The organism is Paenibacillus sp. BGI2013 (assembly GCF_002843485.1).
In the GTDB taxonomy this organism is placed as follows: Bacteria; Bacillota; Bacilli; order Paenibacillales; family Paenibacillaceae; genus Paenibacillus; species Paenibacillus amylolyticus.
The window spans coordinates 153,707-177,233 of record NZ_PJFA01000005.1 but is presented as its reverse complement, the minus strand read 5'-3'; the positions used below and the strand labels follow the sequence as shown (position 1 = coordinate 177,233).

The window sequence follows — 23,527 nt, the reverse complement described above, 5'->3', positions numbered from 1 at the left end:
AAATGTGAAATTCACGTTTTTTACGTTAAATACCGCGATATATAAACATATTTCCTGACAATATACAATTTTCACACCTTTAATGTTAACTATAATAACATATTGTGTTGCATTCATTTTGATTTCTCATAGACAATCTGGCATCACCCATCTTGCAATAATCTTTTTTCCATTAAATCTCTCTTCAAAAAATGAAAAAGAGACCACATCTTATGTGATCTCCTTGTTTAGCAACACGTGTAGAACGATTCCACGACTAATTCCTCGGCGGAAGATTAAACTTCATTTGACCAAACAACGTATCGATGGCATTTCCCGCAAATTGATCGATGACATGTTCGTTGATCGTGTCCGTATGTTCCAAAATCAACACATTATACTTCTCATCATAATGCATTCCGCCCAAAATAAATCGTACAGGAATGTTCTGAGCTGCCCCTGCCTTCGAAATGGCCTGAAGAAGTTCGGATTCATGCCTTTGTTGACTTGTCGTGTAGGTACCAGCAGGTATAGTTATCGTATATGACGAGTCATCTACATGAAATGTAAATGTGTTGTTGCTTGCTGTAATGGTAACCCTTTTACTGATATCTACTGATCCCCATACTTGCTGTCCGTGTTTGTACATCATTTTCACTCCTGCCCTATTAATCTATGAATTGTCATAATGCTAGTATAGGACATTCGTAAAATTCCTTAACAACATATCAGCCACACTGGCCTAAGATCGTGGTTGAACATCCAAAAAATCTCCTGCAAAGGACGATAAGGGACGAAACCTTATTGCCTCATACAGGAGATTTCATAGATATCTCTAGGATTATTGGATTTTACCCGATACTCGGATGTTCTAACACATGCAATTCCGTTATTGATCCCCTTGTTTTCCACCCTGCTTGCGGTAGTCTCCTGGTGTCACGCCCATAATCCGTTTAAATACTCTGCCAAAGGAGATGGCATTGGCATAACCCACTTGCAGAGCAATATCCTGAACAGCCATATCGGATGCAGACAACAGACGACAGGCCTTTTCGACCCTCAGTTTCACCAGAAAATCAACAAACTTCATCTCAAACTCTTCCTTGAACAGATAACTCGCATATTTGCCCGAGATCTGGAACCGATCACTCAGATGTTTCAGCGACAGATCCGGATCATCAAAATGCTCTTCAATATAAATCCGGAGCTCGTTGATCATCGCTCGATGACTTTTCGTTTCATTTACAGATACATAATTGCGATAAACTTCTTTAAGCCACTCCTGCAAAATCTCTTGAATTCCCTCGAGTGTCTCCACCTGCTGGATATCACTGCGAAGACGAGTCAGGATTTCCTCGGCAAATTGGCTTTGCAACCGCTCAGACAGCTCCCCGAATTCACGGGACAACATCTGGATTAACGCCTGCAGCAACATGCGAATATCGCTATCTGTAATCTGATCTTCATTAAACGCAACAAACATCTGATCCAGCTGCGTTCGCCAACCATCGCCGGTTAGTCTGAATTCACGGACAAAGTCTGCGAGTATCTGCAAATACTTGTACGATTGCAGCTCAATACGATCTGGCAGTTGCTCACTGAGAACGATCGCATCTTTACCAAGGGTAAGTCTATGCTGCAAACCCGCATCTGCACTCGCATAGGAACGAGTAATCTCCTCCCAGCCCGGTACGGTTCGTCCAATCCCGAACGTAAACCGTAGGCGGAAGTTTTCCGCAATCCACATATGCATCTGCTTAGCCAGATCCATAAGTAATTCACGGTCCAGTCCTTCCTGCTCATCCGATGCAATCATCACAATAAGCCTGCGGTTCCCAAACCATTCAGCCCAACCGCCGAACTGGGTCTCATTCTGCACAAGTTCTTCCACTACATTCATGAGCGCAATCTTCAGAATATTCTGATTGGTCGAGAGATCGTCACCATTCATCTCCGCAATGAGGACAGCAACACTCTTCGGTTCCATGAATCGTTCCTCTAGCGGTTGCAGATGGCGAAGTCGCTGACGGAACGAATCCATCCGCTCTCCTTCCATCAGATCAACAAGCAACTGTCTGCGATGAATCAGCAAGTTTTCATGATGTTGTTTCTCATAGTCAACCGTTTGAGCAATCAGATGTTCCAGCGCACGGTCGATGAGTGCCAGTTCATCTTTGACGGATGGAGTTGCTTCATTCTCCTCGGCACGTGGCTGTAACGCCTGAATTCGATTCATGATCAGCTGGATGGGGCGTGTATTTCTGCGAGTAATGTAGATTAGTCCCGCCACCGCACCAACAATCGTTAATAAACCAATACCGATCCACACATAAGAAACAAGGGATACCCATGAATACAGCTGTCCGGATTGAATACCACTCTCAAAGATCAGACCAAGTTTGTCCGCAGTCACACGATTAAGGATTTCACCTGCTGAAGGGTCCATTTGATGCGCGGTATAGATCAGATTGTCGCTTTTATCCCGAACCTGAAGAACTGATAACTTTTCATTGGTCATGTTATCAATCTGCCGTTCCACTGCATACATGCGGATGGTAATGACAAGCAGACCTTCCCCGCCCCACGGTAACGGAAGCCACTTATTCATGCTAATCACCTGTGAAGGTACGTCGAAGGAACGTTCCTTATAATCACGTGGCAGGTTCCAACCGAGGTTCTCCCGATCTTTCAAGGCTTGCTCAATATAGGCACGATCTTCGAAATCTTCCAAACGCATCATGCCTCTGGGCGTAAGAATCTGGGAATCGGACATACGATAGAGATAAATGGATTGAATCATATCCTGCTGATCCAGCATACGTCCCAGCCCACTTGCCGCATCATAGATGAACTGACTCGATAATTGTCCCTGTCCAGCTTCCAGAAAGCGACTATATGTTTTGTTTGCACCAATGTCTTCAAGCAACCGAAGTTCAATGTCGCTTAGTGAGCGCTCCAGTGTATCCACGATATAGCGGGTGGAGATCATGTCGGCTTTTTGTGTTTCGTTACGTGAGAGTTCGTTGACAATCAGGAAGGAGAGAAAGATCAGAATGGAAATCGTAAGCAGAAAAATAGGAAAATACGAATACATCAACTTGGTGTGCCAATTCCGCTTCAGATTTACTTTCATAGGCTCCAACTCCTTCCATCTCTATTCTAATGAGTATGCTCTTCTCTGTTCTTTGGCCTGCCTGCTGACGATATACAGAATCACTGATCCTAGTGCCGCACTGATCGTGCAAGCCAGATACATCAGTGATGGACCGCCGGAATCGAGTAAATATCCGTTAAGCATATTACCAACAATTCCGCCCAGGCCAGCAAACACCATGTTAAATAAACTTTGTCCTGTGGCCTGCATTTCCCGTCCCGTAACCGAAGCCACATATTCCACTGCTGCGATATAAAAGAATCCGAAGGATAACCCATGTAGCACCTGAACGCCAATCATGACCTCAGGTGTCGGCCATAGCCATTGTATCCCCCAACGTAACATATACGCCCCCGCTGCAAGCAGCATCGTGCGTTCATGCCCCCATTTTCGGAGTATGAATGCCGCTGCCAACATGGATGGAACATTGGTAATCGACGCAAGCAACAACGCCGTACCTGTCATGGTCACAGAACCGCCAGCCATCTGAAATGAAATAACAAAAAAGGAGTTAAACGCAGTGAGCGTTTGGTTAACCAGGAAACAACCTGTTAGAAATAGAAGGAATGTCCGGTTTCGGAGCAATCTTGCCAAACCTACGGAGAAGGTTACCGAGGACGAGGATATGCTCGTCTGCCGGGGAAGTGTACTTGCCAGTATAGCGCTCAGAATGTTAAACAGGAGAAATGGTAGCCATAACATGTGAATGGAAAACTGGGAGAGATACATCCCTGCGGCAAATCCCCCAACTCCCGTTCCTATGCTGCCGAAGAGTCGGATCATGCCATATGAGGTGTTCGCGGCTCTCGCGGCTGTAACCGCATAGGAGTCAGCAACGGGTATTTGAGTCACTTGGAATATAGTGCATAAAGTATAAATCAATATTAATATAAAGTACACTTGAATATTGTAGAAATACGCTAACGATGCAGGAACAAGCAGGCTTATCACCAGTACGAACCGTGTCTTTTTAAACTTATCTACCAGAATTCCCCATATTGGTTGAAGAATAATGGATACGAGTGTGCCAAACGCCATAATAAATCCGGTTTCTTTACTGGAAAACCCTTGTGCTACCAATATGGGATTAATGTACGGGTTAAACATCCCCCCGGCAAGCCCCATAAACAGATATAGGCCCTGTAATTGGAGTAAAACACGTTTTGCATCATTGGAATCGGCTTTTATTTTCTCTGTGTAAGCCTTCATATGTCTACTTCTCATCCGGATCTCCATCCTTTATTTCTGTAGTTGCTTCGCCTATTCTCTATTTTTAAGTGCGTGTCAGACTGGACTTGATTGCAGCCAATGCCCCGATTGCTCCTGCTTTGTTCCCCAGTTCAGCTACAGCTAGAAGTGTAGGCAGAACAGTGTAACGTTGGAGGCGTGTGCGCACTTCATTTAGATAATAGGATGGGTTGGATGCAGCCACGCCACCACCGATCACTATAATGGAAGGATTGAGTAAAGCCGTAATATTCGCCAGACCTCTCGCCATATAACGCATGGGTAGTTCCAGAATCTCCAGGGCAGCAAGATCACCCGACTCCGCTGCTTTGAATACATGCCTGGCTTCAATCTGTTCCGCTTCCCCTCCTGCCAGACTCATGATCAGGGATAAGGAACTCCCCTTTCCAGCAGCAAAATAACGCCTCGCCTGTTCGGTAATTCCCGTACCTGAAGTCACTTGCTCAAATACGCCAAAGGAATCCGCATCCGCAACGTAACCGGTATAAAGCCCTTCGTCTCCTGCAATGAAATGCCCAATCTCACCTGCTGCTCCATTCTGGCCGCTATAGAGCTGTCCATTCAGGATAAGAGCAGATCCAATGCCTGTTCCAACCGTGACCATTACACAGTGTTGATGTCCCTGTGCTGCCCCTTGATCATATTCTCCCATTGCCGCCATATTCACATCATTATCCAACATGATATTCCCGCTGTAATACTTCGCAATAACAGGGCGAATATCTAGCTCAGGCCACTGAAAAGCCGGAGCATTTCGCAGTATTCCCTCCTCCTGTAGAACCACACCAGGGAATCCCATGCCTACACCGTTAAGTTGATCCAGACTGCATCCAACTTCGCGGCAGAATGTTTCCAATTCAGTGAATAACCATCGGAAGAACTCATCCGGCTGATCACTGGCAAGCGTAGGCAAGATACGTTCATGAACTTCATTTCCAGCCTGTTGTGATGACAAGAGCATTAATGTTTTGGTGCCTCCAATGTCAATACCTGCAATCCAGCCGGATAGATCACCTCCAACCGTACCATTCTGATTGGTCTGATAATTATTACTTACGTTTTTCACGGATTCTGTCATGCCTTTTCCCTCCTCACATGTTGTATATCCAATCTCTTATTCCATGGCTTCCTGCTGAAGGTTCAGCATCGTTTGTTGTATGGCCACCTGTACCGCGCCAGTGACAACAGCTTGCTCACCAAGCTTGGAACAGATTAACTGTGGTTGCACAGGGAATTGCTCAGAGATGATCTGCCTCAGTAAAGGCAATAACACATCACCGTTCCCTCCTACCCCTCCGCCAAGCACAATGAGATCTGGAGCAAGCACAACGCTAATCTGACGCAGAGCGGAAGCAATCTTCTGGCTGTATTGTTGTAGAATGTCTAACGCCTCTACTTCTCCACTGCGCGCAGCTTCAAATAACTTCTCGGGAGTCAGGTGTCTGTGAAGAGCATCTGCACCCGAATCAGCAGCCTCCAATAATAGTTCATCATGCTGATCTAGATAATCTTTCGCCAGTTGCATCAGACCATCAGCGGACAGCACTTCCTCCAGACGTCGGCCATCGTCCACCAGCATCTCCGCGATCTCTCCAGTTAAGCCACCTAAACCTCGAAGCAGTTGGCCATGTACCATGATGCCAGCGCCTGTCCCTGTACCGATGGAGAAAAAAACAAACAAGGGATATCCTGCTGCTACACCACTCCGATACTCCCCAAGGGCTGCAAGATTCACATCATTTTCCAGAATTACTTCACAGGGAAAAGCTCCTGACAACGACTCTAAAGAGAAAGCTTCTTCCAAACCCGCTAAAGGGTCCACAATACGATTGATACGCCCTGATTCAGGCAGCACTACGCCTGGTATACCGAACCCGATGCACTGAATCTGATCCCAGTTCAGATGATTCTCTTCAAGCAGTTCGTTCATATGGCTTCGAAGAAGTTCCAACATCGTCGCTTCTCCTCGCTCATAAGCTCCTTGAACAACCATGGGATATGTTCGATAGGCAATGATCTCTCCATTCAGATCGGATAATGCAATCCGAATACGAGTTGCGCCGATATCTATCCCACAGACATAATAAGCCGTTTCGTTGAAACGAATGAGGGTTGCTTTTCGACCCTGAGCGTTGTCAGCTGGCCCCATTTCCCTCACCAGATTACGGTCAATCAGATGTTCGACTGCCAAAGATACTGTTGGTTTACTAAGTCCGGTCTGACGGCTGATTTCCGCTCTCGACATGGTTCCCTGAATTATGAGGGCATCCATAATGAGATTTTCATTCAGATTGCGGATATACTGCGGTGTGCCAGCCATGTTATCGCCTCCTTTTATAGTTAGCATTTTTCATAATTCGATTAAAGTCGCTCTCGGGTACAAAATATAGACGAATAACACCGTTTCGATCTATATTTTGCTGATTGTAAAACGCTCTTAGAAATTAGCTAAATGCTTAGTTAGTTAGGTTTATTAACAAATTGATTAAATTCAATATATCATCGTGTTTGGTAGGTGTACAGCTTTTTGTCATTGCACTCTTTTAGTAGAAAGTTTTACTAGAAAGAACTAACCTTCACCTGTAACACAAAAGCCTAATAAAGGAATTATTATACAATAATAGACGTTTATACATTTCCGAAACAGTGACACGCTCATAGAATACCTTATCACGATCAGGGAGGTTTTAATATGTATAGAAAACATCATAAATGTCATCATCCAAGACCAAAGTGTTTTTACAAAAAAATTACGAAAACTTGTGTTACCAAAGTGAAATATGTCCCTACAAAGTGTAAAAAACACTGTCATGTCACTGTTGAATATTGTGGAGTCAAAAAAAGAAGACATTACTAATACTCTTTTGCCCTTCTCTTTGGAGAAGGGTTCTTTCTTATTGAACTAGATTAATACCCGCTACCATTAACCTATCAAAAAAGTTGCGGTGATATTTCACCGCAACTCCTTTCTTCCTTATATACATATTCATCAAGTTTTAGAGAGTTCAATAAATCCTTCACCGAACACATCACGCACGTCATGAATGGTGATAAAAGCAATCTCATCTTCTGCTCGTACAATCTTCTTCAGCATAGAAACTTCCTGCTTGCTAATCACAATGTATAGAATTTCTTTCTTATTTTTCGTGTAATAGCCATGACCGGACAGGACGGTTACTCCGCGATCCATCTTCTCAATGACTTGCTTTGCAATTTCATCCTGTTTGGAAGAGATAATCATGACTGCTTTTTTCGGATTGAGCCCTTCAATAATGAACTCCATTGTTTTCGTTCCGACAAACAGCAAGACAATTGTACACATTAATCCTTGTGGTCCAATGATGAAGTATGAGGAGAAAGCCACAATCAGATCGAAGAACAGAAGTCCGTAACTGATATTCCAATCCAGATATTTGTTGGCAAGTCGGGCCAGGATCACTGTCCCCGCCGTTGTGCCTCCCACTCTAACAATCAAGCCAATACCAAGACCGGCAAATAATCCGGCAAAAATGGTATTGATCCAGAGTTCATCCGATGCAATCGTCCAACTCTCCGTCAGATGCAGGAACAACGAGTTGAATACCACTGCAATAATTGTATATACCGTAGTCGTTTTATCAAGAAACCGATATCCCACAATTAACAAAATACCGTTCAGGATCAAGTTCATCAGTCCAGGGGACCATTCAAACAGGTAATACAAAATAATCGTGATACCCGTGACGCCGCCTTCAGCCAAATCGTTCGGGATGACAAACAGGTTCACCGCCAGTGCAAACAGAAATGCACCTGCCATAATAAATAGGATATCCGTAATTCGTTTCTTCATTATGCATTCCATCCAATCCATCAGAAATCAACCTAATCGACCCGTCTCATAAGTTGTCATAACCACTCAAGGATAGATTTTACCATGCTCTCAACAAAATTTGTATACATAATACAAATTGTTGCGTAATTTGTGCAAAGGAATTTGTAAAACCTGCTCTTCTGTCTTCTGCATAGCTATTGAGTATCATACACCCATGACAAATGTCATGGTCCGTCATTGATATTCATCATTACAGAAGGCTGACGTTTATGACTTACTGTCATGTTCGGATTGTTTTACAATGATAAAAACGCTTCCTACAGGAAAGTCTAGCGGGAAACGCCAAGTTGTAGCTGATTACAGTTATAACGATTGAAGGAGGACACAATTTTATGAACAGATCAAAAGAAATGGCCTTAAAAAAAGAAGTTACCCCTTACGAAAAAAATGATCTCAGACTAAGTATCCGCCAGTTAATCAATACATTGCTCCCGCTCTTCTTGTTATGGGCTGCAGCTTACTTTAGCTTATCGGTTTCCTACTGGCTGACCTTCCCGATTGCCTTGGTGGCATCCGGATTTGTACTTCGGACCTTTATTATTTTCCATGACTGCTGTCATGGTTCATTCTTCAAGAGCAAACGCGCCAATGATATTCTCGGTACCATTACTGGTGTATTAACAGTGACACCCTATCAGCAGTGGAAAAACGAGCATTCTATCCATCACGCAACAAGCAGTAATCTTGACAAACGTGGTGTAGGTGATATCTGGGTTATGACAGTTGACGAATACAAAGCAGCTTCTCCTTGGGGTCGTCTCTTCTATCGGATTTATCGTAACCCGTTTGTATTGTTTTGTATCGGACCCATTTACGTGTTCCTGTTGGCTTACCGTTTTAACCGCAAAGGTGCAAGACGCAAAGAACGTATCAATACACACCTGACTACCGTATTGATCGTAGTGCTCTATGCATTCATGTCCTGGTTAGTCGGATGGCAGGCTTTTGTAATGGTGCAGGCACCTATCTTCTTCTTCTCCGGTTTCTTTGGTATCTGGCTGTTCTACGTTCAACATCAGTTCGAAGAGACGTATTTTGAACATGAAGATGAGTGGAGTTATGTAAAAGCAGCTGTTGAAGGCAGTTCTTATTACAAATTGCCAAAATTATTGCAATGGATCAGTGGTAATATCGGGTTTCACCATGTGCATCACTTGAGCCCACGTGTACCTAACTATTTCTTGGAAGAAGCACATAACGCAACACCACCTTTGCAAAAAGCAACTACTATTACACTACGTTCCAGTCTGGTTGCCCTGCGCTTCCGTCTGTGGGATGAAGATTCTAAACAGTTTATTAGCTTCAGACAGCTCAAAAAGCTATCCCGCAAGCCGTATGTTCAACCGCCTATCCGAGTAACCAATCCAGCGGGTCTGACAGAGAAGCCTTAACTCTGTCGGATTCGTTTTCTTGTGTTCAAGCCATAGTCATGCTACAGTCATGCTAAAGTTGAGTACAAGTTTGAGGAGGAGAATTCCATTCAAAAGTGGATGCAAAATTTTTATAAAAAAACAGGGTTGAACCTTTATGTATGGCTCGCCTTTTTCATCCTGCCATTCTATTTTATATCGCAATATTCTAAATTATGGACGATGGTAACCGGCATCATCATTATCCTCGTCTTCTTCGTTTGTTACCTGCTCGCCTTCATCACCAAGGGCTGGCAGGTCTACATGTGGATTGGAATGCTTATTGCCATATCCATTACGATGACGATCGCCTATGATTATGCGTATTTCTCATTGTTTCTTGCTTTCTTTATTGGGAATATTAAAAATAAAGCCGGTTTCTTCACCCTCTACTCGGTGAACCTGGGAGCCAGTTTCGTAACCATTAATTACGGTTTCATTAATCAGAGTTCTCTGTTGGTGAGCCAACTCCCGTTTGTATTCATCAGCTTAATGGCCTCCATCCTGCTTCCAATCAGTACGTATAACAAAAACAAAACTGAACATTTGGAAGGCCAATTGGAGAATGCGAACAAGCGACTTGATGATCTCGTAAAAATGGAAGAACGCCAGCGTATCGCTCGCGACCTGCACGATACACTTGGACAGAAGCTCTCTCTGATCGGTCTGAAAACCGATCTGGCGAGACGGCTGCTCCGCAATAATCCCGATCAGGCCGAGATTGAATTGAACGACCTCAGACAAACGGCAAGTACAGCTCTGAAGGAAGTACGGGAAATGGTCACCACTATGCGTGGTACACAATTGGTCGATGAACTGTTCCGGGCGGAGCAGATTCTGAAGGCTGCTTCGATTGAATTTGTGCTGGAAGGTAATCCGAAGTTACAGGATACGTCACAATTGAATGAAAATGTGCTCGGTATGTGCTTGAAAGAAGCTGTCACGAATGTCGTCAAACACAGTCAGGCAACAACCTGTACTATCATCATTAAGGAAACACTAGCGGATAATGTAGTAACCGTTCAAGATAACGGTGTTGGAATAGAACGAACTCGCAAACAGGATCGGCGCGGAACAGGAATTTTGGGCATGAAGGAACGACTTGAATTTGTGAACGGTTGTCTGGATATTCGCTCTGCGACAGACATCCCGGGTACAGCGATCATTATTCATGTTCCGAAACTCGTTCGCAAACCGATAAAGGAGGCAGAATCATGATTAGAATTGTAATCGCGGAAGATCAGCGCATGATGCTCGGCGCCTTGTCTTCCCTCCTCAATCTGGAGGAAGATATGGAAGTCGTCGGACGTGCCAGCAACGGCCAGGAAGCCCTTGCCCTTGTCCAGGAGCTTGCACCAGACATCTGTCTGATGGATATAGAAATGCCCGTGAAAAGCGGCCTTGAAGCCGCAGAAGAACTCAAAGGAATGAGCTGTAAGGTCATTATACTGACCACTTTTGCCCGGACCGGATATTTCGAACGTGCCCTAAAGGGCGGTGTCCGTGGTTACCTGCTCAAAGATAGTCCAATTGAAGAACTTGCCGAATCGATCCGCCAAGTTATGAATGGCAGACGCATCTTCGCTCCCGACTTGGTAGATGAAGCTTATGTAGAAGAAAACCCACTGACAGAACGGGAGAATGCCGTACTAGGCCTCATGGCAGATGGGAAAAACACCAAGGAAATCGCCGGGCATCTGTTCATTACAACGGGAACGGTGCGTAACTACATCTCCATTATTCTCAACAAGTTAAATGCCAGTAACCGCATTGAGGCCATCACTCGCTCCAAGGAAAAAGGGTGGTTCAAATGAAAGTACCGCTTTAACCCATTGAAACAAAAATAAGCATGTACCCCAGCTGCATAAGCTGCGATAACATGCTCAAAATAAAAAGCTTGGCCCAGCAATTTCTTCCTGGGCCAAGCTTTTTTAGGTGTATCGTAACAATCCCACACTCATCTCTTCTACATTGCAGAATATCCGTAAAACACTCAAGATTTATTTCACAGATACAACCATGCCAAGAGCTTCTAATGGCACTTGATCGGTCTTAAGCTGATGAATTTGGTTACCGTCCTGCCATGAGATCGTTACATGAACAGACTTTCCACCACTTGGATATTCAACCTTGATATACCCTTTATCTTTGGGTACAGGCAACGTATGTGACTCCAGATACTCCACCATTTTCTTCGCTATGCCCGGATTATTCATTTCATCTTCGGATACCGAACGAATTTCCAGCGTCCATCTACCTTCTTGCCAAGTCAGATATTGACTGCCTGCGGCACCTTCACTCATACCTTTGATACCATGTCCCAGATCCACAACCATATCTGCTGGAATATCTTTCAGGTCCGTCTCAGGGAAAATTTCTGACTGATTCGGGTCCTTATAGGTCTTCACTTCATAGGAAGCCCGTACAGGTATCTTACTATCGGATGCAGATAAAGATTGATCATTAATGGCAACAGACTGAGTGGTAGCGTAGAAGTTTACCTTAAATGCATCCGCAGTATTGGACAGTATTGCCGCCCCCAAAGATGTACCCTTGTCCAATGAAAATGAAGTGGGTAACGCTGCATCCTTCATCTTCAACTGGTTGCGAACTTGCTTGATCACATCATTCACACCTGATTGACCAGTGGCAATTTGATTGTCAATTGCCTTCGATCCTGATGTGTCTTTATTATCTGTTGTGCCCGTATTCTCTTTGGTTCCCGTTTCATTTTCATTAGAGAAATCAGCACCACCGCTACCGGTCTCGGTCTGCTCACCGACTGTTGTCGTTGGTGAAGAACTATTCTCTGATGATGCTGCATTTGAATCCGGTCCGCCACATCCTGCCAGAGCAAGTAAAACGGCTGTCGTTACTGGAATCGTGATCCATAATGGCTGTTTCTTCATGATGTGTACCTCCTTCGTTGTAGCCAATCTAAAAATTCAAAAGATTAACGCTTGTCGTTCCAGAAGTTAACCGGCTGCAATTTTTTGCTTAATACTTCAAAACGATACCCTTCTGACTTCAATGTTTTCAATACTTGCGGTAATACTTTCAGCGTTGCTTCCTGGTCGTGCATAAGCACAACAGGTGTTGTTCCGCTCTTTTGCACATTGTGGATCTGCTTCATTACACTGTTATAGACTTTCTGGTGATCTTTCTTGTATTTCCAGTCTTCCGAGTCGACATTCCAATCCCATAGATGGAATCCACCCTGGCCCAGCAGTACATTACGGAATGCCGGTTTGAGATAAGGTTTACTACCATATGGCGTCCGAACGAGACTTGTTTTAACTCCGGCAACCTTGTTCAGACTTGCATTGGCCTGTTGCATCTCTTTCAATCCGCTATATGCAGATTTATAGAATTTGCCTGGAACGTGAGTCACACCATGCAGACCCAATCCATGCCCGTCAGCTACGATTCGTTTGGTAGCCTTCTGAAATTTCTCCATTTGAGGACCCAGCATGAAAAACGTTGCCTTTGCATTATACTGATCCAGAATATCCAGTAACTGACCTGTATGAGCGGTTGGCCCATCATCAAACGTCAGGTATATGATTTTGGAATTTGCTTTGCTTGCACCATCCTTCGATGCAGCTGATTTGGCAGATACCGACTGCGGCAATAATAGTGGAATGATTAATAAAATAGCAAGTGTGACCATGATAGATTTACGAATATGTAGCATAATTAAAAGTCTCCCTTGTGTGTTATATTTCCCCGGGTGTCCATGTTTTTCTACCTTCATCCCTTGGCGATTTATCCTAATACTATCAAAGATAGTGGCTCCTGTTCTCGCTCCAAAGGCTACGGTAGAGTTACACTTTTGTCAGATAAACCTAAAATTTAATACGAATTTGATAGATTTGCGCAAAATAAGATCCCGGCAGGATAGATCAATTGTGACATATCCTCTATTACCCACATTCAGAATTTTGATAGACCTTTACTCCAATTCAAGCAAATCTATACAATCATTCAATCTGTGCATGCAAAAAAACCTGCACAAGTGCAGGCTTCTTTGTCTTCAATCAGCATATGGCATCAAACCATCACCCTTTGCAAGGAGATTGCCCCCATTGCTTTCAGGATTATTACCTCATGCTGTATGTAAATGGTGTTTTGACGCTGGAATCTTCTCGACTCCCAACGTGCATTTATTCAGCAGGAGCAGTGAACGAACGTTTGCCAAACTCGGCATCCAGCATGTAGAAGGCATTGCTGTCTTTTTCAATGCGGCGCAGCTTCTGAATAATATTGTCAAACAAAGCTTCCTCTTCAACCTGCTCATCAATGAACCATTTCAGGAAATACATCGTTGCATGTTCACGTTCATTCAGAGCGATGTCAGCCAGATTGTAGAATTTTTTCGTGTTTTGCTGTTCATGAGCATAACCATGCTCAAACACATCCAGCATCGAAGCATATTCATTCTTCGGTTCTGGCAAAGCCTCAAGTGTGGCACGTTGCCCACGATCATTCAGGAATTTGTATATTTTCATGCCATGGAATCGCTCTTCTTCCGCTTGCACGATGAAGAAGTTCGCAAATCCATCCAGACTTTTGCTGGAACAATAGGCTGCCATAGCCAGATATACATGAGCGGAATAAAACTCAAAGTTCATCTGTTCATTTAAAGATTCTGTTAACGTTTGGCTCATAATCAAAACACCTCTTTCTTTCTCTAGGGATGGTTATATTCTAACATAACGTAAGCAGGACTTACACCGATTTTCTACAAAATTCGCCAAGGACTGAACGAACAAAAAAGCTCTGCCGCGATGGCAGAGCTTCTTTCATTCTTTAGAGATATGCAATTATACCAAGAACGCTTTGGAGATGATAACCAACAGGATGAACAGAACCAGAATGGCACCTACAGAAGTGAAACCTCCGTATCCGTAGCCTCTTGTTTCTCCACCTAATACTTCGCTCATTGACCGTACCTCCTCTGCAACAGGTATGGGTTATCTTATGCAGGAAGAACGACTTTGACAGGGCGGATGCCCTAATTATTCAGATTGCTGTTTTTTTCGTTCAGTACCGGGGAGATTGCACACGCATGATATCCAGAAAAGGTACCTTCGCTGTGAACTCTTCTTCGGTATACTCTACATGCACGAGTCGTGTACGGGAGTCCATTTTGACGATGACTCCTTGCACCTGATCTTCTTTGCCCCATACCGTCAACAGTACTTCCGAACGTTCCCGAAAAGCTTCAACCAGCTGGTTTCCCAACTCTTCGAGTTCAAACTCATCCCGTGTAGGTCTTTTTGCTACTTTTGCTTTTGCCAATGTGGCTGCCTCCTCTACTCCGACGTCCCGATTCCACGGGTTGATTGCCGAGTTCATATTCAATTAGTATACCATTCATTTACGTTCGTGTAATCTCATGGCAACCAGAATGAGCAAATTCCTCAGGCAAGTTACCGTTAACCGTGATACCTCCTATTCTTCTCTATACTCCACAATGATGCTGTACTCATTCGATCGGGTTTCGCCAGCCCGTTTTTGTCCATTCCATTCATACGTGTACCTGGCAATCAAGTCTCCTTGCAGCGTCCCCACCTTCTCAGAAGCTAACTTCGCTACATACGAGATGTTTTTTTCCGTTCCAGGCTCAATCACGCCCACATGCAGAACCCGTGGTGTGGAATACTCTGATATGCTCAATTGGAGCTCACCCGTAGCTTGACCAAGCCATCTGGCACCCTCAGGTAAAATGCTCCCAAGTTGTACACGTGCCGGCAAATTACCCGTATTCCCCACACGTACCTGAAAAGTGACGGTACCTCCCTGCTCGACCAATGTGGGTGTCACTTGAACATAAGCCTGAATTATCGGCGCTTTCAATTCGACCACAGCTTCATTGGATGTAATCATCCGCTGCACTGACCGTGAATCTGGCAATCGAAATGTATACATCAGGCTAGCATGATTCACATACCTGTAGTCATCAGGCATCGATTCATCTCGATCTGGAAGTTTCGCTTCGAACTGAATATTCAGAACCGACCGGGCTGTCAACGTCCCCAGATTAAGCCCTTTAGCCAGATTGGTTCCGGGACGTTTAACCCCATTCCAGCGCAGGCTGCCTTCGACAAATGTCACACCTGTGGGCAGTCCATCCAGGAGAGTTCCATCCACCGCATAACTGCTTGCATTGGAGACGGTAATATTATATTGGACGGCATCACCCAATGTGGCCGTTACCGGGAGCACACTTTTCACCACAGTGACCTGGGGCTGTATCACTTCCAGGGTAACCTGATTGGAGTAGACCGTCTCCTGCTGTCCTGCCGAGATATATGACAGTACAGCTACACTTGATATTCCGTTTGCATCGCTTCCCCCCGTAACCTGAACCCGATATTGTATCCTAATTGAGCTTCCGGGTAAAATCTCTCCAAGTTGTATGCCCGTATCAGGCGTTACTTGTGGCGCAAACATTTCATCTACGATGACACTCGCAGGTATAAAAACAATACCCTGTGGCAAAGAAATCGTTACTTGGGCATTGGTGGCTGCAATAAAACCCGGATTGCTCACGATGACGGTGTACATGACAATATCCCCTGAGAAGGTATAGATGTGATCCGCCTGAAAGGAGATCTCCAGCCGGGATGAGACCAGATTGACCTCCACAATATTGGATTGTTCCATACCTGTAACCGTTCTGCCTTCCGGTGTCAAAAACTCATAGTTAACCTGTGCCTGATTCAGCAGCTTCAGTGTCTCAGGTAAACGCAAGATTACAACTTGGAAGTGGTATCGCAACGTGGCTCCGGGCGCGATTTCAGCTGGAGGCAATCCTCTCTCCGGTGATGCTCCCGGTAACGGAATACCATCACGCAGTACACTGTTGGGAAGCAGTGCCGTCTCTGCAGATAGCTGATCCAATAGGTACACTAGGGCCGTAAGATTTCCGGTGTTAACAATTTCAACACGGTAGATAAGAGACTGCCCCAAGGCAGCCTCCGTGACATTGCAGACTTTTCTGACTTCAAGCCTGGGGCCGATCCACGGTGTTACAACCGTATTCGAATAGGATACCTGTTCCAGTTCAGTCGCACCCGAGCTGAATCGAACCAGGGACTGATTCTTTAGCCAGTGGGACAACGGACCGGAAGATTGGCTCATATCACCACAACCTCTACTCTGAATGTAACCGTAACGGAAGCACCCGCAGCAATCGAACCAAGCGTGATGCCTGTATTCGGATTCCCTGTTGGTCTTGGCACACCATCCACCGTAACACTTCCTGGAACAAATACTGTACCGACAGGTACCGGGTCAACCATGACCACATTATTAACCACTTCAATGCCGCTATTGGTTACTACAACCGTATAGGTGATTACATCACCAACAACAGCATCAATGGCACTTGTACTTTTGGCAACAACAACATTTGGTGCAGATACCGGGATAACCAGAACATTCGAAGATACGGTCCCCGTCAACAGACGGCCATCGGGTGGACTAAATGTATAGTTGGCCACCGCCTGGTTAACCAGTTGCTGATCCTGTGGCAACGTATCTACAGTCACTTCGAGGGTTACCGTTACAATAACCGTACCTCCGGACGGTATGGTACCCACAACGATACCCGTCTCTGGATTGGCACCTGGCTGTGGAACACCATCAATCAGAACACTGTTGGGAAGCAGTACGGCTCCATTCGGTATATTGTCCGTTAATGTCAAACTTGCATCAAGATTCCCGCTATTGTTAATGGCAAAAGAATAGGTGATGGTGTCACCAATCGTTGCATTGGAGGTGCTCCCTGTTTTGGTTACGGCAATAATCGGCTGATAGATTGGTGTTACAACTGTATTGGAATACGCTGCTCCCGAGAAAACACCCGATGTGAAACTTACGGAAGACTGACTGCTCACTTGTGGTGGTGTTGGAAGCGTATTGACCCGAACTGCATACGATACCGCTATCGATGCTCCAGGCGCCAAACTACCAAGAGCTATGCCCAGCGCAGGGTTGGCCAAGGCACGTGGGACTCCGTCCACCAGAACACTGCCTGTAACAAATGTGGTGGCTGGGTTAATCGGATCGGTGATCACAATGTTGTTTACCGGGTCAATTCCTTCATTGGTCACAACCATTTCATACACAATCGTGTCGCCTACCACAGCATCAACTACCGAAGCTGTCTTAACTACACTGACGTTCGGAGCAGATACTTGAATGTTGAGTGCGTTGGACGTAATCGTGCCTCCAAGTGTTCTTCCATCAGGTAATGTATACGAAAATGTCGCAGATGCCTGATTGGTAATGGACTGGCTCAAAGGTAACGTCACAATCACAACGGAGAAGGTAACTAGAGTTGTTGTGGAAACGACACCAAGCGGAATACCCGAAGCAGGATCTGCACCTGGTGCAGAAGCCCCGTTAATAATAACGCTATTTGGAACAAACTCTGTTCCTGCCGGAATGGTATCCGTTAACGTGACAGATGCCCCATAATTCCCGGTATTGGAAATGGCGATGCTGTACACAACGGTATCCCCTACCGTTGCTATCGTCTGATCTCCCGTTTTCACTGCAGCCAGAATAGGTTGAAAGACCGGAGTTGTAACCGTATTGGAGAATGTGGTCGCTGAGAAAGCCCCTGATGTAAAGCTGACCGTGGACTGATTGTTTAACACTGCACTTGCCGGGAGCGCCGTAACCTGCACACTAAATACAACGGTTACCGTAACGCCAGGTGCGATGGAACCAAGCGTTATTCCCGTAGAAGGATTGGCACCAGGGCGCAGAACACCATCGACAAACACGCCGGTTGGCGCAAGAACGGTACTTGTCGGCACTGCATCCGTGAAAACCACATTGTTGACCGTTGCAATTCCGTTATTGGTTACAGCGATGCTATACGTTACGATATCACCAACTGATACCGACGTTGAAGTTGTGGATTTGACGACATCGACATCCGGCGCCGATACGGTAATGGTTAACACATTGGATAGAACAGACTCCGTGATGTTCCGCCCATCCGGCAATGTATATGATAGAGCTACGGAAGCCTGATTCACCAGTTGTTGCGGACTTGGCAGCGTATCAACAACCACTGAAAAGGTAATGGTGGTCGTAGCTCCGGGAGCCACATTGCCTGCGGGGATGCCCGTTGCTGGATTTCCTGCTGGCAGCGGTTGACCGTTCACAATAACGCTATTTGGAACAAGGATGGTTCCGGCTGGAAGGTTATCTGTCAGGTTAATCTGGGCTCCATAGTTTCCCTGATTGCTCACGGTTATCGTGTAGCTGACTGTATCCCCAACGGTAGCATTTTGTGTACTGGCTGTTTTTTGTGCTGAAAGAATAGGCTGGTACACCGGAGTGACCACGGTATTTGAAAAGGTTGTGCTTGAGAATGTACCTGAGGTAAAACTGACCGTAGAGCGATTGCTCAACTGATCACTTGGCGGGATCGCGTCGATACGGATACTGAATGTGACCGTCGCGGACGTTCCGGGCCCCAATGTACCAAGGGGTACCCCACCTGCCGGATTGGCTCCGGGTTGCGCAACCCCATTCACTGTGACACTCCCTGTAACAAAGGAGGCTCCAGCTGGAATCGGGTCTGAAAACTGAATATTGTTCACCGGTGCAATTCCGCTGTTGGTCACCAGAATGGAATAGGTCACCGTATCGCCTACCGTAGCCGCAGTGGAAGCTGTGCTTTTGACAACAGCGACGTTTGGTGACGAGACTGGGAACGTGAGTGTATTCGAAGTGGCTGAGCCAGTCAACGTCCGCCCATCTGGAGGTGTAAATGTAAAGGATGATGTAGCAAAATTGCTAAGCTGCTGTGGGGATGGAAGTGATTCCACAACAACGGCAAACGTGACAACAGCCGTCGCCCCTGCTGCTACAATGCCTACCGGAATACCTGTTCCTGGTGTTACTCCCGGCTCTGGCACACCGGATACAACCACACTGTTGGGTACAAAAGTAGTCGCAGAAGGAATGTTGTCTGTGAGAGTAACATTTGCTTCCAGATTGCCAGCATTGCTGACCGTTACCGTGTATACAACCGTATCACCTACAGTTGCATTTACGGTATTTGCTGTTTTGACAAGTGAAATCTGCGGTTGTATGACCGGAGTCTGAGTGGTATTGGACGATGATGACCCTGAAAATGAACCGGATGTGAAGCTGACCGTCGACTGATTGTTAATCTGCGAAGGAATCGGCATGGTAATCGTCACCTCAAAAGTTACGGTAACCTCGGCTCCTGGAGCCAACGTACCGATTGGAATGCCGGCGGTCGGATTGGAGAGCGGGAACGAAGTCCCGTTCACAATGACACTTCCGGGTACAAATGGGGTATTCGAAGGAAGAGGATTGACATATACCACATTATTAACGGCTACTGTGCCGTTATTACGAATAACAGATGTGTATCGAATGACATCTCCGACTACGCCGTACTCTACATTGTCACTGTTGACAATCGTAACATTGGGCAGAGACACTGGAATAGTGATGGTGTTTGATGACGAGAAACCGGCAATCGTTCTCCCGCTTGGGAGTGTGTAGGCAAATGAAGCAACCGCCTGATTAATTAACTGCCTTGCATCTGGCAAGCTGTTAACCGTCGCAACAAAGGTGACCGTTGCACCTGAGCCCGCAGCAATCTCTCCTAGACTGATACCCGACTCCGGGCTGACTCCAGGTGTAGGTACCCCATTAATAATGACACTATTTGTGCTGAATACTGCTCCTGCTGGAATGGGATCTGTCAAGGTAACCGTTGCAGCTATATTACCTGTATTGTTAATTTGGATGGTGTAATTAAACGTATCGCCTACAGTCAAACTTGTTGTACTTGCTGACTTCACCACTTGGATCACTGGCAGAAATATGGGGGTATTTACTGATATAGAAGAAGAAACACCGTTAAAACTGCCTGATGTAAATGCTGCATTGGCCTGGTTACTAACCAAACCCGTAGATGGAACGGAATTCACTCGGGTCTGATAGGTCACAGTTACACTGCTTGAGCTATTCAATGAACCCACTGCGATTCCCGCAACGGGGCTTGCGCTGGGAACAGCAGATCCATTAATCGTGACACTACCCGGGACAAATTCAGAGCCGGATGGTGCATCCGAAATCACCAGATTTTGTACTGCACTAATTCCTGCGTTTGTTGCAACAACGGTATACGTAAGCACATCTCCAACTGTCGCATCCGGTGTGTTTACTGTTTTACTAATAGAAATATTGGGAGCCGATGCAGATATACGAACGATATTGGATAAGCTGCTGCCTGAGAGATTCCTTCCACTTGGAAGCTGGTACGTATAACTTGCTGTCCCTTGATTCTCCAGTGTCGGGGGAGTCGGAAGTGTGGTGAGTGTAGCGCGAAACACCACCGTAGCCGCAACTCCCGGCAGGAGGCTACCCAGTGTTATTCCGGTTAATGGGCTTGTTCCAGGACGTGCAGTACCATTCACAGTTACCGAATTCGGGACAAACGTCAGCCCCGCTGGAATCGTATCCGTCACATTCACTTGAGTCGCTATATTCCCACTGTTCGTGACCACAAGTGTGTATGCAATCTGATCCCCCAGTGTCGCATTGGTTTGGCTTGCCGACTTGTTGATACCAACAACAGCTTGGTATACAGGGGTTGTAATGGAATTGGAGTTGGAAATGCCCGTGAACGAACCAGAGCTATAGGACACTACCGCTCGATTGACTAACGAACCTGAAGCAGGCAAAGACTGCACATTCACCTGAAACGTCACCGTCGCAGAACTTCCGGCCGCCAATGTCCCAATGGAGATACCACTGCTCGGATTCGCAGACGGTACAACAGTTCCCCTTACGGTTGCACTGCCGGGAACAAAAGTTATTCCAGCAGGGAGCGCATCTGTAAGTACCACATTGTTAATCACCTGAATACCGCTGTTGGTAGTAACTACGGTGTACGTGAAGGTCTCCCCGACAGCAACATCGGTGACTGATGCTGATTTTACCGTGGTCACATTGGGCAATGTTACCGGAATCGTTAAGGTATTCGAGGCGATGTTTCCCGTGATCGTCCGACCATCAGGTGAATTGAAGGAATAAGAAGCTGTCGCCTGATCCACAAGAGTCGGCGGTGTTGGCAAGCTTGTTACAAGTACCTGAAAAGTCACGGTATTGGCACTTCCTGCCGCGAGGCTCCCCAGATTAACCCCGGTAACCGGATTGGCGCCAGCAATCACATTTCCATTCAGACGAAAGCTGCCTGCTACATATGAGCTACCACTTGGAATGTTATCCCTCAATGTAACGTTAGCAGCAACATTCCCTCCGTTGTTCACTTGCAGTGTATAGGTTACCAGGTCACCCACCGTAGCATTGGTGGTACTCGCCGATTTCACAATGGACAGGTTTGGCGAATAAACCGTAAGGGTGGAGTTGTTGGAAGGAATAACTCCGGTAATGACCGGCCCCCCTGCTACACTTTGAAATGTAAAGGCTGCATTGGCCGAATTCACCAGTTGCAGGATGCTTGCATCCTGACCGATGAGTGCTCGATAGGTTACAACAACACTGCTGGATAAAGTTAACGAACCCAGCGGAATGCCTGCCGTCACATCAAGTGTTGGACGGGATACACCTGCAACCGTGACACTGCCAGGAATAAAGGTAAGACCTGCAGGAAGTGAATCGGATAAAACAACACTGGCCGCACTCGCAGTGCCTGCATTGGTAACGGTAACCGAATATAGGATACTATCCCCGGCAACTGCACCGGCGGCGACCGTTGCCTTAGCCAATGTGATTTTTGGTGCATTAATATCAACTTGAATTGCATTGGCGTTGACAATGTAGGCATCCCCCGAGGTCGTTAATGTCAACACCGCAGATGACTGGTTATTGATCAGTCTTGCTGAAACATCCACATTGGTAATATCCCAGCCTTGACGTCCACCGATAATATTTGTACCTGGAGCTCCGTTGATCTGATTTCGTGTTCCAAACGTTCCTGTTGTATTAAGCGCTCCGGTATCTCCGTTAATCTGAGAAGCAAAAAAGTTCGCAGCTAGATTATTGGGCCCGGACAACGCAACCGATGTAGCTGAGGTTGGCCCGAATAATGCCTGGTCACCGGTCCGGTTCGCGTCGCCCTCCTGTGCACTGAACAGTATTCTTCCTCCCAATACACCGGAAAGGGGCGTTGCAAATCCAGTCAGTGTGGTAACAACAGGTGGTGAAGTGGATTGAACGAGTACGCCCCCTGCACGCAAAGACATGTTGCGAAAAGGCAGATTGGGATTCTGATAAATGACTCCAAGTGTCCACCCCGCATGATTGGCCGTGGAATCATTTGTAATAACAATAGTCCCTACCACTGCTCCGGTGATATATGTACCTGCTCCCCCATTTTGTACAAGTGTGGTCACATTAGCGGAACGTACATAGCCAGCAGCACCGCCCCCCAGATCGAATTGATTGTAGGTAAGTGGATCAGGGGTAACACTGGAAGTCCCTGCGGGTGTAATAAACGTAACCGGATTGTTGATGGCAGCACTCAGGTTGACTGTACCATTAATGTAACTTCCGCCCCAGATCAATTCTGCATACAGAACGGTACTTCCAGCAGGTAGTGTAAGAATGGCTGCTGAACTGTTGCTCTGATACAGGCTTGTCGTTCCCAGTGGATAGGTGCCGTATTGGAGGCTGGTGTTGGTTGTGATAAAACCTCCAATACTATCCTGTGTTCCGGGTACTCCCGCTGTTTCCGAACGACTCAGTCCAAGCGTATTTCCTGTAAATGTAATTGCTCCCGTAGCATTAACGGTTGAACGAACGACAAGAGGAATGAAGATCACCTCCCCTTCATCA

Annotated in this window: 16 protein-coding genes; 3 read left to right on the top strand and 13 right to left on the bottom strand. The window is 46.0% G+C overall.

Translation table 11 applies throughout. The features are described 5' to 3' along the window. Positions 1-256: 256 nt before the first annotated feature. From CXK86_RS14700 to CXK86_RS14675, 6 genes are all read right to left on the bottom strand, one after another. On the bottom strand, positions 257-628 hold the full coding sequence (locus CXK86_RS14700; RefSeq protein ID WP_101313954.1) for a hypothetical protein: 372 nt from the start codon (positions 626-628) through the stop codon (positions 257-259). Between the two features lie 240 nt (positions 629-868). Beyond that, a complete protein-coding gene (locus CXK86_RS14695; RefSeq protein WP_101313953.1) occupies positions 869-3,112 on the bottom strand; it encodes a helix-turn-helix domain-containing protein in 2,244 nt (747 codons plus the stop codon). A 21-nt stretch (positions 3,113-3,133) separates the two neighbouring features. Continuing rightward, a complete protein-coding gene (locus CXK86_RS14690; protein ID WP_243391424.1) occupies positions 3,134-4,357 on the bottom strand; it encodes an MFS transporter in 1,224 nt (407 codons plus the stop codon). A 49-nt stretch (positions 4,358-4,406) separates the two neighbouring features. Beyond that, on the bottom strand, positions 4,407-5,459 hold the full coding sequence (locus CXK86_RS14685; protein WP_101313952.1) for an ROK family protein: 1,053 nt from the start codon (positions 5,457-5,459) through the stop codon (positions 4,407-4,409). A gap of 36 nt (positions 5,460-5,495) precedes the next feature. After that, positions 5,496-6,701 (bottom strand): ROK family transcriptional regulator, encoded by a 1,206-nt coding sequence (locus CXK86_RS14680; RefSeq protein ID WP_180361768.1) that lies wholly within the window; start codon positions 6,699-6,701, stop codon positions 5,496-5,498. Between the two features lie 669 nt (positions 6,702-7,370). Then, complete coding sequence (locus tag CXK86_RS14675) at positions 7,371-8,210, bottom strand: YitT family protein (protein ID WP_017688839.1); 840 nt, start codon at positions 8,208-8,210, stop codon at positions 7,371-7,373. A 374-nt stretch (positions 8,211-8,584) separates the two neighbouring features. On the opposite strand from CXK86_RS14675, the gene desA reads away from it, so the two are divergent. The 3 genes from desA (at position 8,585) to CXK86_RS14660 (ending at position 11,475) form a co-directional block, all read left to right on the top strand. After that, the gene (gene desA, locus CXK86_RS14670) at positions 8,585-9,643 is read left to right on the top strand and encodes a Delta(5) desaturase DesA (RefSeq protein ID WP_076249560.1); all 1,059 of its coding nucleotides are present in this window, start codon (positions 8,585-8,587) and stop codon (positions 9,641-9,643) included. An 87-nt stretch (positions 9,644-9,730) separates the two neighbouring features. Beyond that, positions 9,731-10,879 (top strand): sensor histidine kinase, encoded by a 1,149-nt coding sequence (locus tag CXK86_RS14665; protein ID WP_036608689.1) that lies wholly within the window; start codon positions 9,731-9,733, stop codon positions 10,877-10,879. Then, positions 10,876-11,475 carry a response regulator transcription factor gene (locus CXK86_RS14660; RefSeq protein ID WP_036608692.1) on the top strand — a complete coding sequence of 200 codons (600 nt, stop codon included), beginning with the start codon at positions 10,876-10,878 and terminating at the stop codon, positions 11,473-11,475. Before CXK86_RS14665 ends, CXK86_RS14660 begins: the two co-directional genes overlap by 4 nt. Positions 11,476-11,661: 186 nt before the next feature. Here CXK86_RS14660 and CXK86_RS14655 read toward each other — a convergent pair whose 3' ends face one another. The 7 genes from CXK86_RS14655 to CXK86_RS14625 all read right to left on the bottom strand — a co-directional run bounded on the left by CXK86_RS14655 (position 11,662) and on the right by CXK86_RS14625 (position 23,514). Then, positions 11,662-12,570 (bottom strand): hypothetical protein, encoded by a 909-nt coding sequence (locus CXK86_RS14655; protein WP_101313950.1) that lies wholly within the window; start codon positions 12,568-12,570, stop codon positions 11,662-11,664. 44 nt (positions 12,571-12,614) lie between these two features. Then, positions 12,615-13,355: a polysaccharide deacetylase family protein gene (locus tag CXK86_RS14650; RefSeq protein ID WP_101313949.1), complete on the bottom strand. Its 741-nt coding sequence runs from the start codon at positions 13,353-13,355 to the stop codon at positions 12,615-12,617. A gap of 469 nt (positions 13,356-13,824) precedes the next feature. Further along, a complete protein-coding gene (locus tag CXK86_RS14645) occupies positions 13,825-14,328 on the bottom strand; it encodes a ferritin (protein ID WP_036608705.1) in 504 nt (167 codons plus the stop codon). A gap of 156 nt (positions 14,329-14,484) precedes the next feature. Next, entirely contained in the window at positions 14,485-14,604 is a 120-nt protein-coding gene (locus CXK86_RS14640; protein ID WP_017688846.1) for a hypothetical protein, read from the bottom strand. A gap of 100 nt (positions 14,605-14,704) precedes the next feature. Next, positions 14,705-14,962 carry a YolD-like family protein gene (locus CXK86_RS14635; RefSeq protein ID WP_036608707.1) on the bottom strand — a complete coding sequence of 86 codons (258 nt, stop codon included), beginning with the start codon at positions 14,960-14,962 and terminating at the stop codon, positions 14,705-14,707. Positions 14,963-15,115: 153 nt separating this feature from the next. Continuing rightward, positions 15,116-16,807 carry a DUF11 domain-containing protein gene (locus tag CXK86_RS14630; protein ID WP_101313948.1) on the bottom strand — a complete coding sequence of 564 codons (1,692 nt, stop codon included), beginning with the start codon at positions 16,805-16,807 and terminating at the stop codon, positions 15,116-15,118. Continuing rightward, complete coding sequence (locus CXK86_RS14625; protein WP_101313947.1) at positions 16,804-23,514, bottom strand: DUF7507 domain-containing protein; 6,711 nt, start codon at positions 23,512-23,514, stop codon at positions 16,804-16,806. The genes CXK86_RS14630 and CXK86_RS14625 overlap by 4 nt, the downstream gene beginning before the upstream one ends. Positions 23,515-23,527: the final 13 nt, after the last annotated feature.

Coding starts and splice junctions, on each gene's coding strand:
- CXK86_RS14630 (WP_101313948.1), bottom strand. CDS start 16,807: ATGAGCCAATCTTCCGGTCCGTTGTCCCACTGGCTAAAGAATCAGTCC.
- CXK86_RS14690 (WP_243391424.1), bottom strand. CDS start 4,357: ATGAGAAGTAGACATATGAAGGCTTACACAGAGAAAATAAAAGCCGAT.
- CXK86_RS14675 (WP_017688839.1), bottom strand. CDS start 8,210: ATGAAGAAACGAATTACGGATATCCTATTTATTATGGCAGGTGCATTT.
- CXK86_RS14700 (WP_101313954.1), bottom strand. CDS start 628: ATGTACAAACACGGACAGCAAGTATGGGGATCAGTAGATATCAGTAAA.
- CXK86_RS14695 (WP_101313953.1), bottom strand. CDS start 3,112: ATGAAAGTAAATCTGAAGCGGAATTGGCACACCAAGTTGATGTATTCG.
- CXK86_RS14645 (WP_036608705.1), bottom strand. CDS start 14,328: ATGAGCCAAACGTTAACAGAATCTTTAAATGAACAGATGAACTTTGAG.
- CXK86_RS14650 (WP_101313949.1), bottom strand. CDS start 13,355: ATGCTACATATTCGTAAATCTATCATGGTCACACTTGCTATTTTATTA.
- CXK86_RS14660 (WP_036608692.1), top strand. CDS start 10,876: ATGATTAGAATTGTAATCGCGGAAGATCAGCGCATGATGCTCGGCGCC.
- desA (WP_076249560.1), top strand. CDS start 8,585: ATGAACAGATCAAAAGAAATGGCCTTAAAAAAAGAAGTTACCCCTTAC.
- CXK86_RS14655 (WP_101313950.1), bottom strand. CDS start 12,570: ATGAAGAAACAGCCATTATGGATCACGATTCCAGTAACGACAGCCGTT.
- CXK86_RS14685 (WP_101313952.1), bottom strand. CDS start 5,459: ATGACAGAATCCGTGAAAAACGTAAGTAATAATTATCAGACCAATCAG.
- CXK86_RS14680 (WP_180361768.1), bottom strand. CDS start 6,701: ATGGCTGGCACACCGCAGTATATCCGCAATCTGAATGAAAATCTCATT.
- CXK86_RS14640 (WP_017688846.1), bottom strand. CDS start 14,604: ATGAGCGAAGTATTAGGTGGAGAAACAAGAGGCTACGGATACGGAGGT.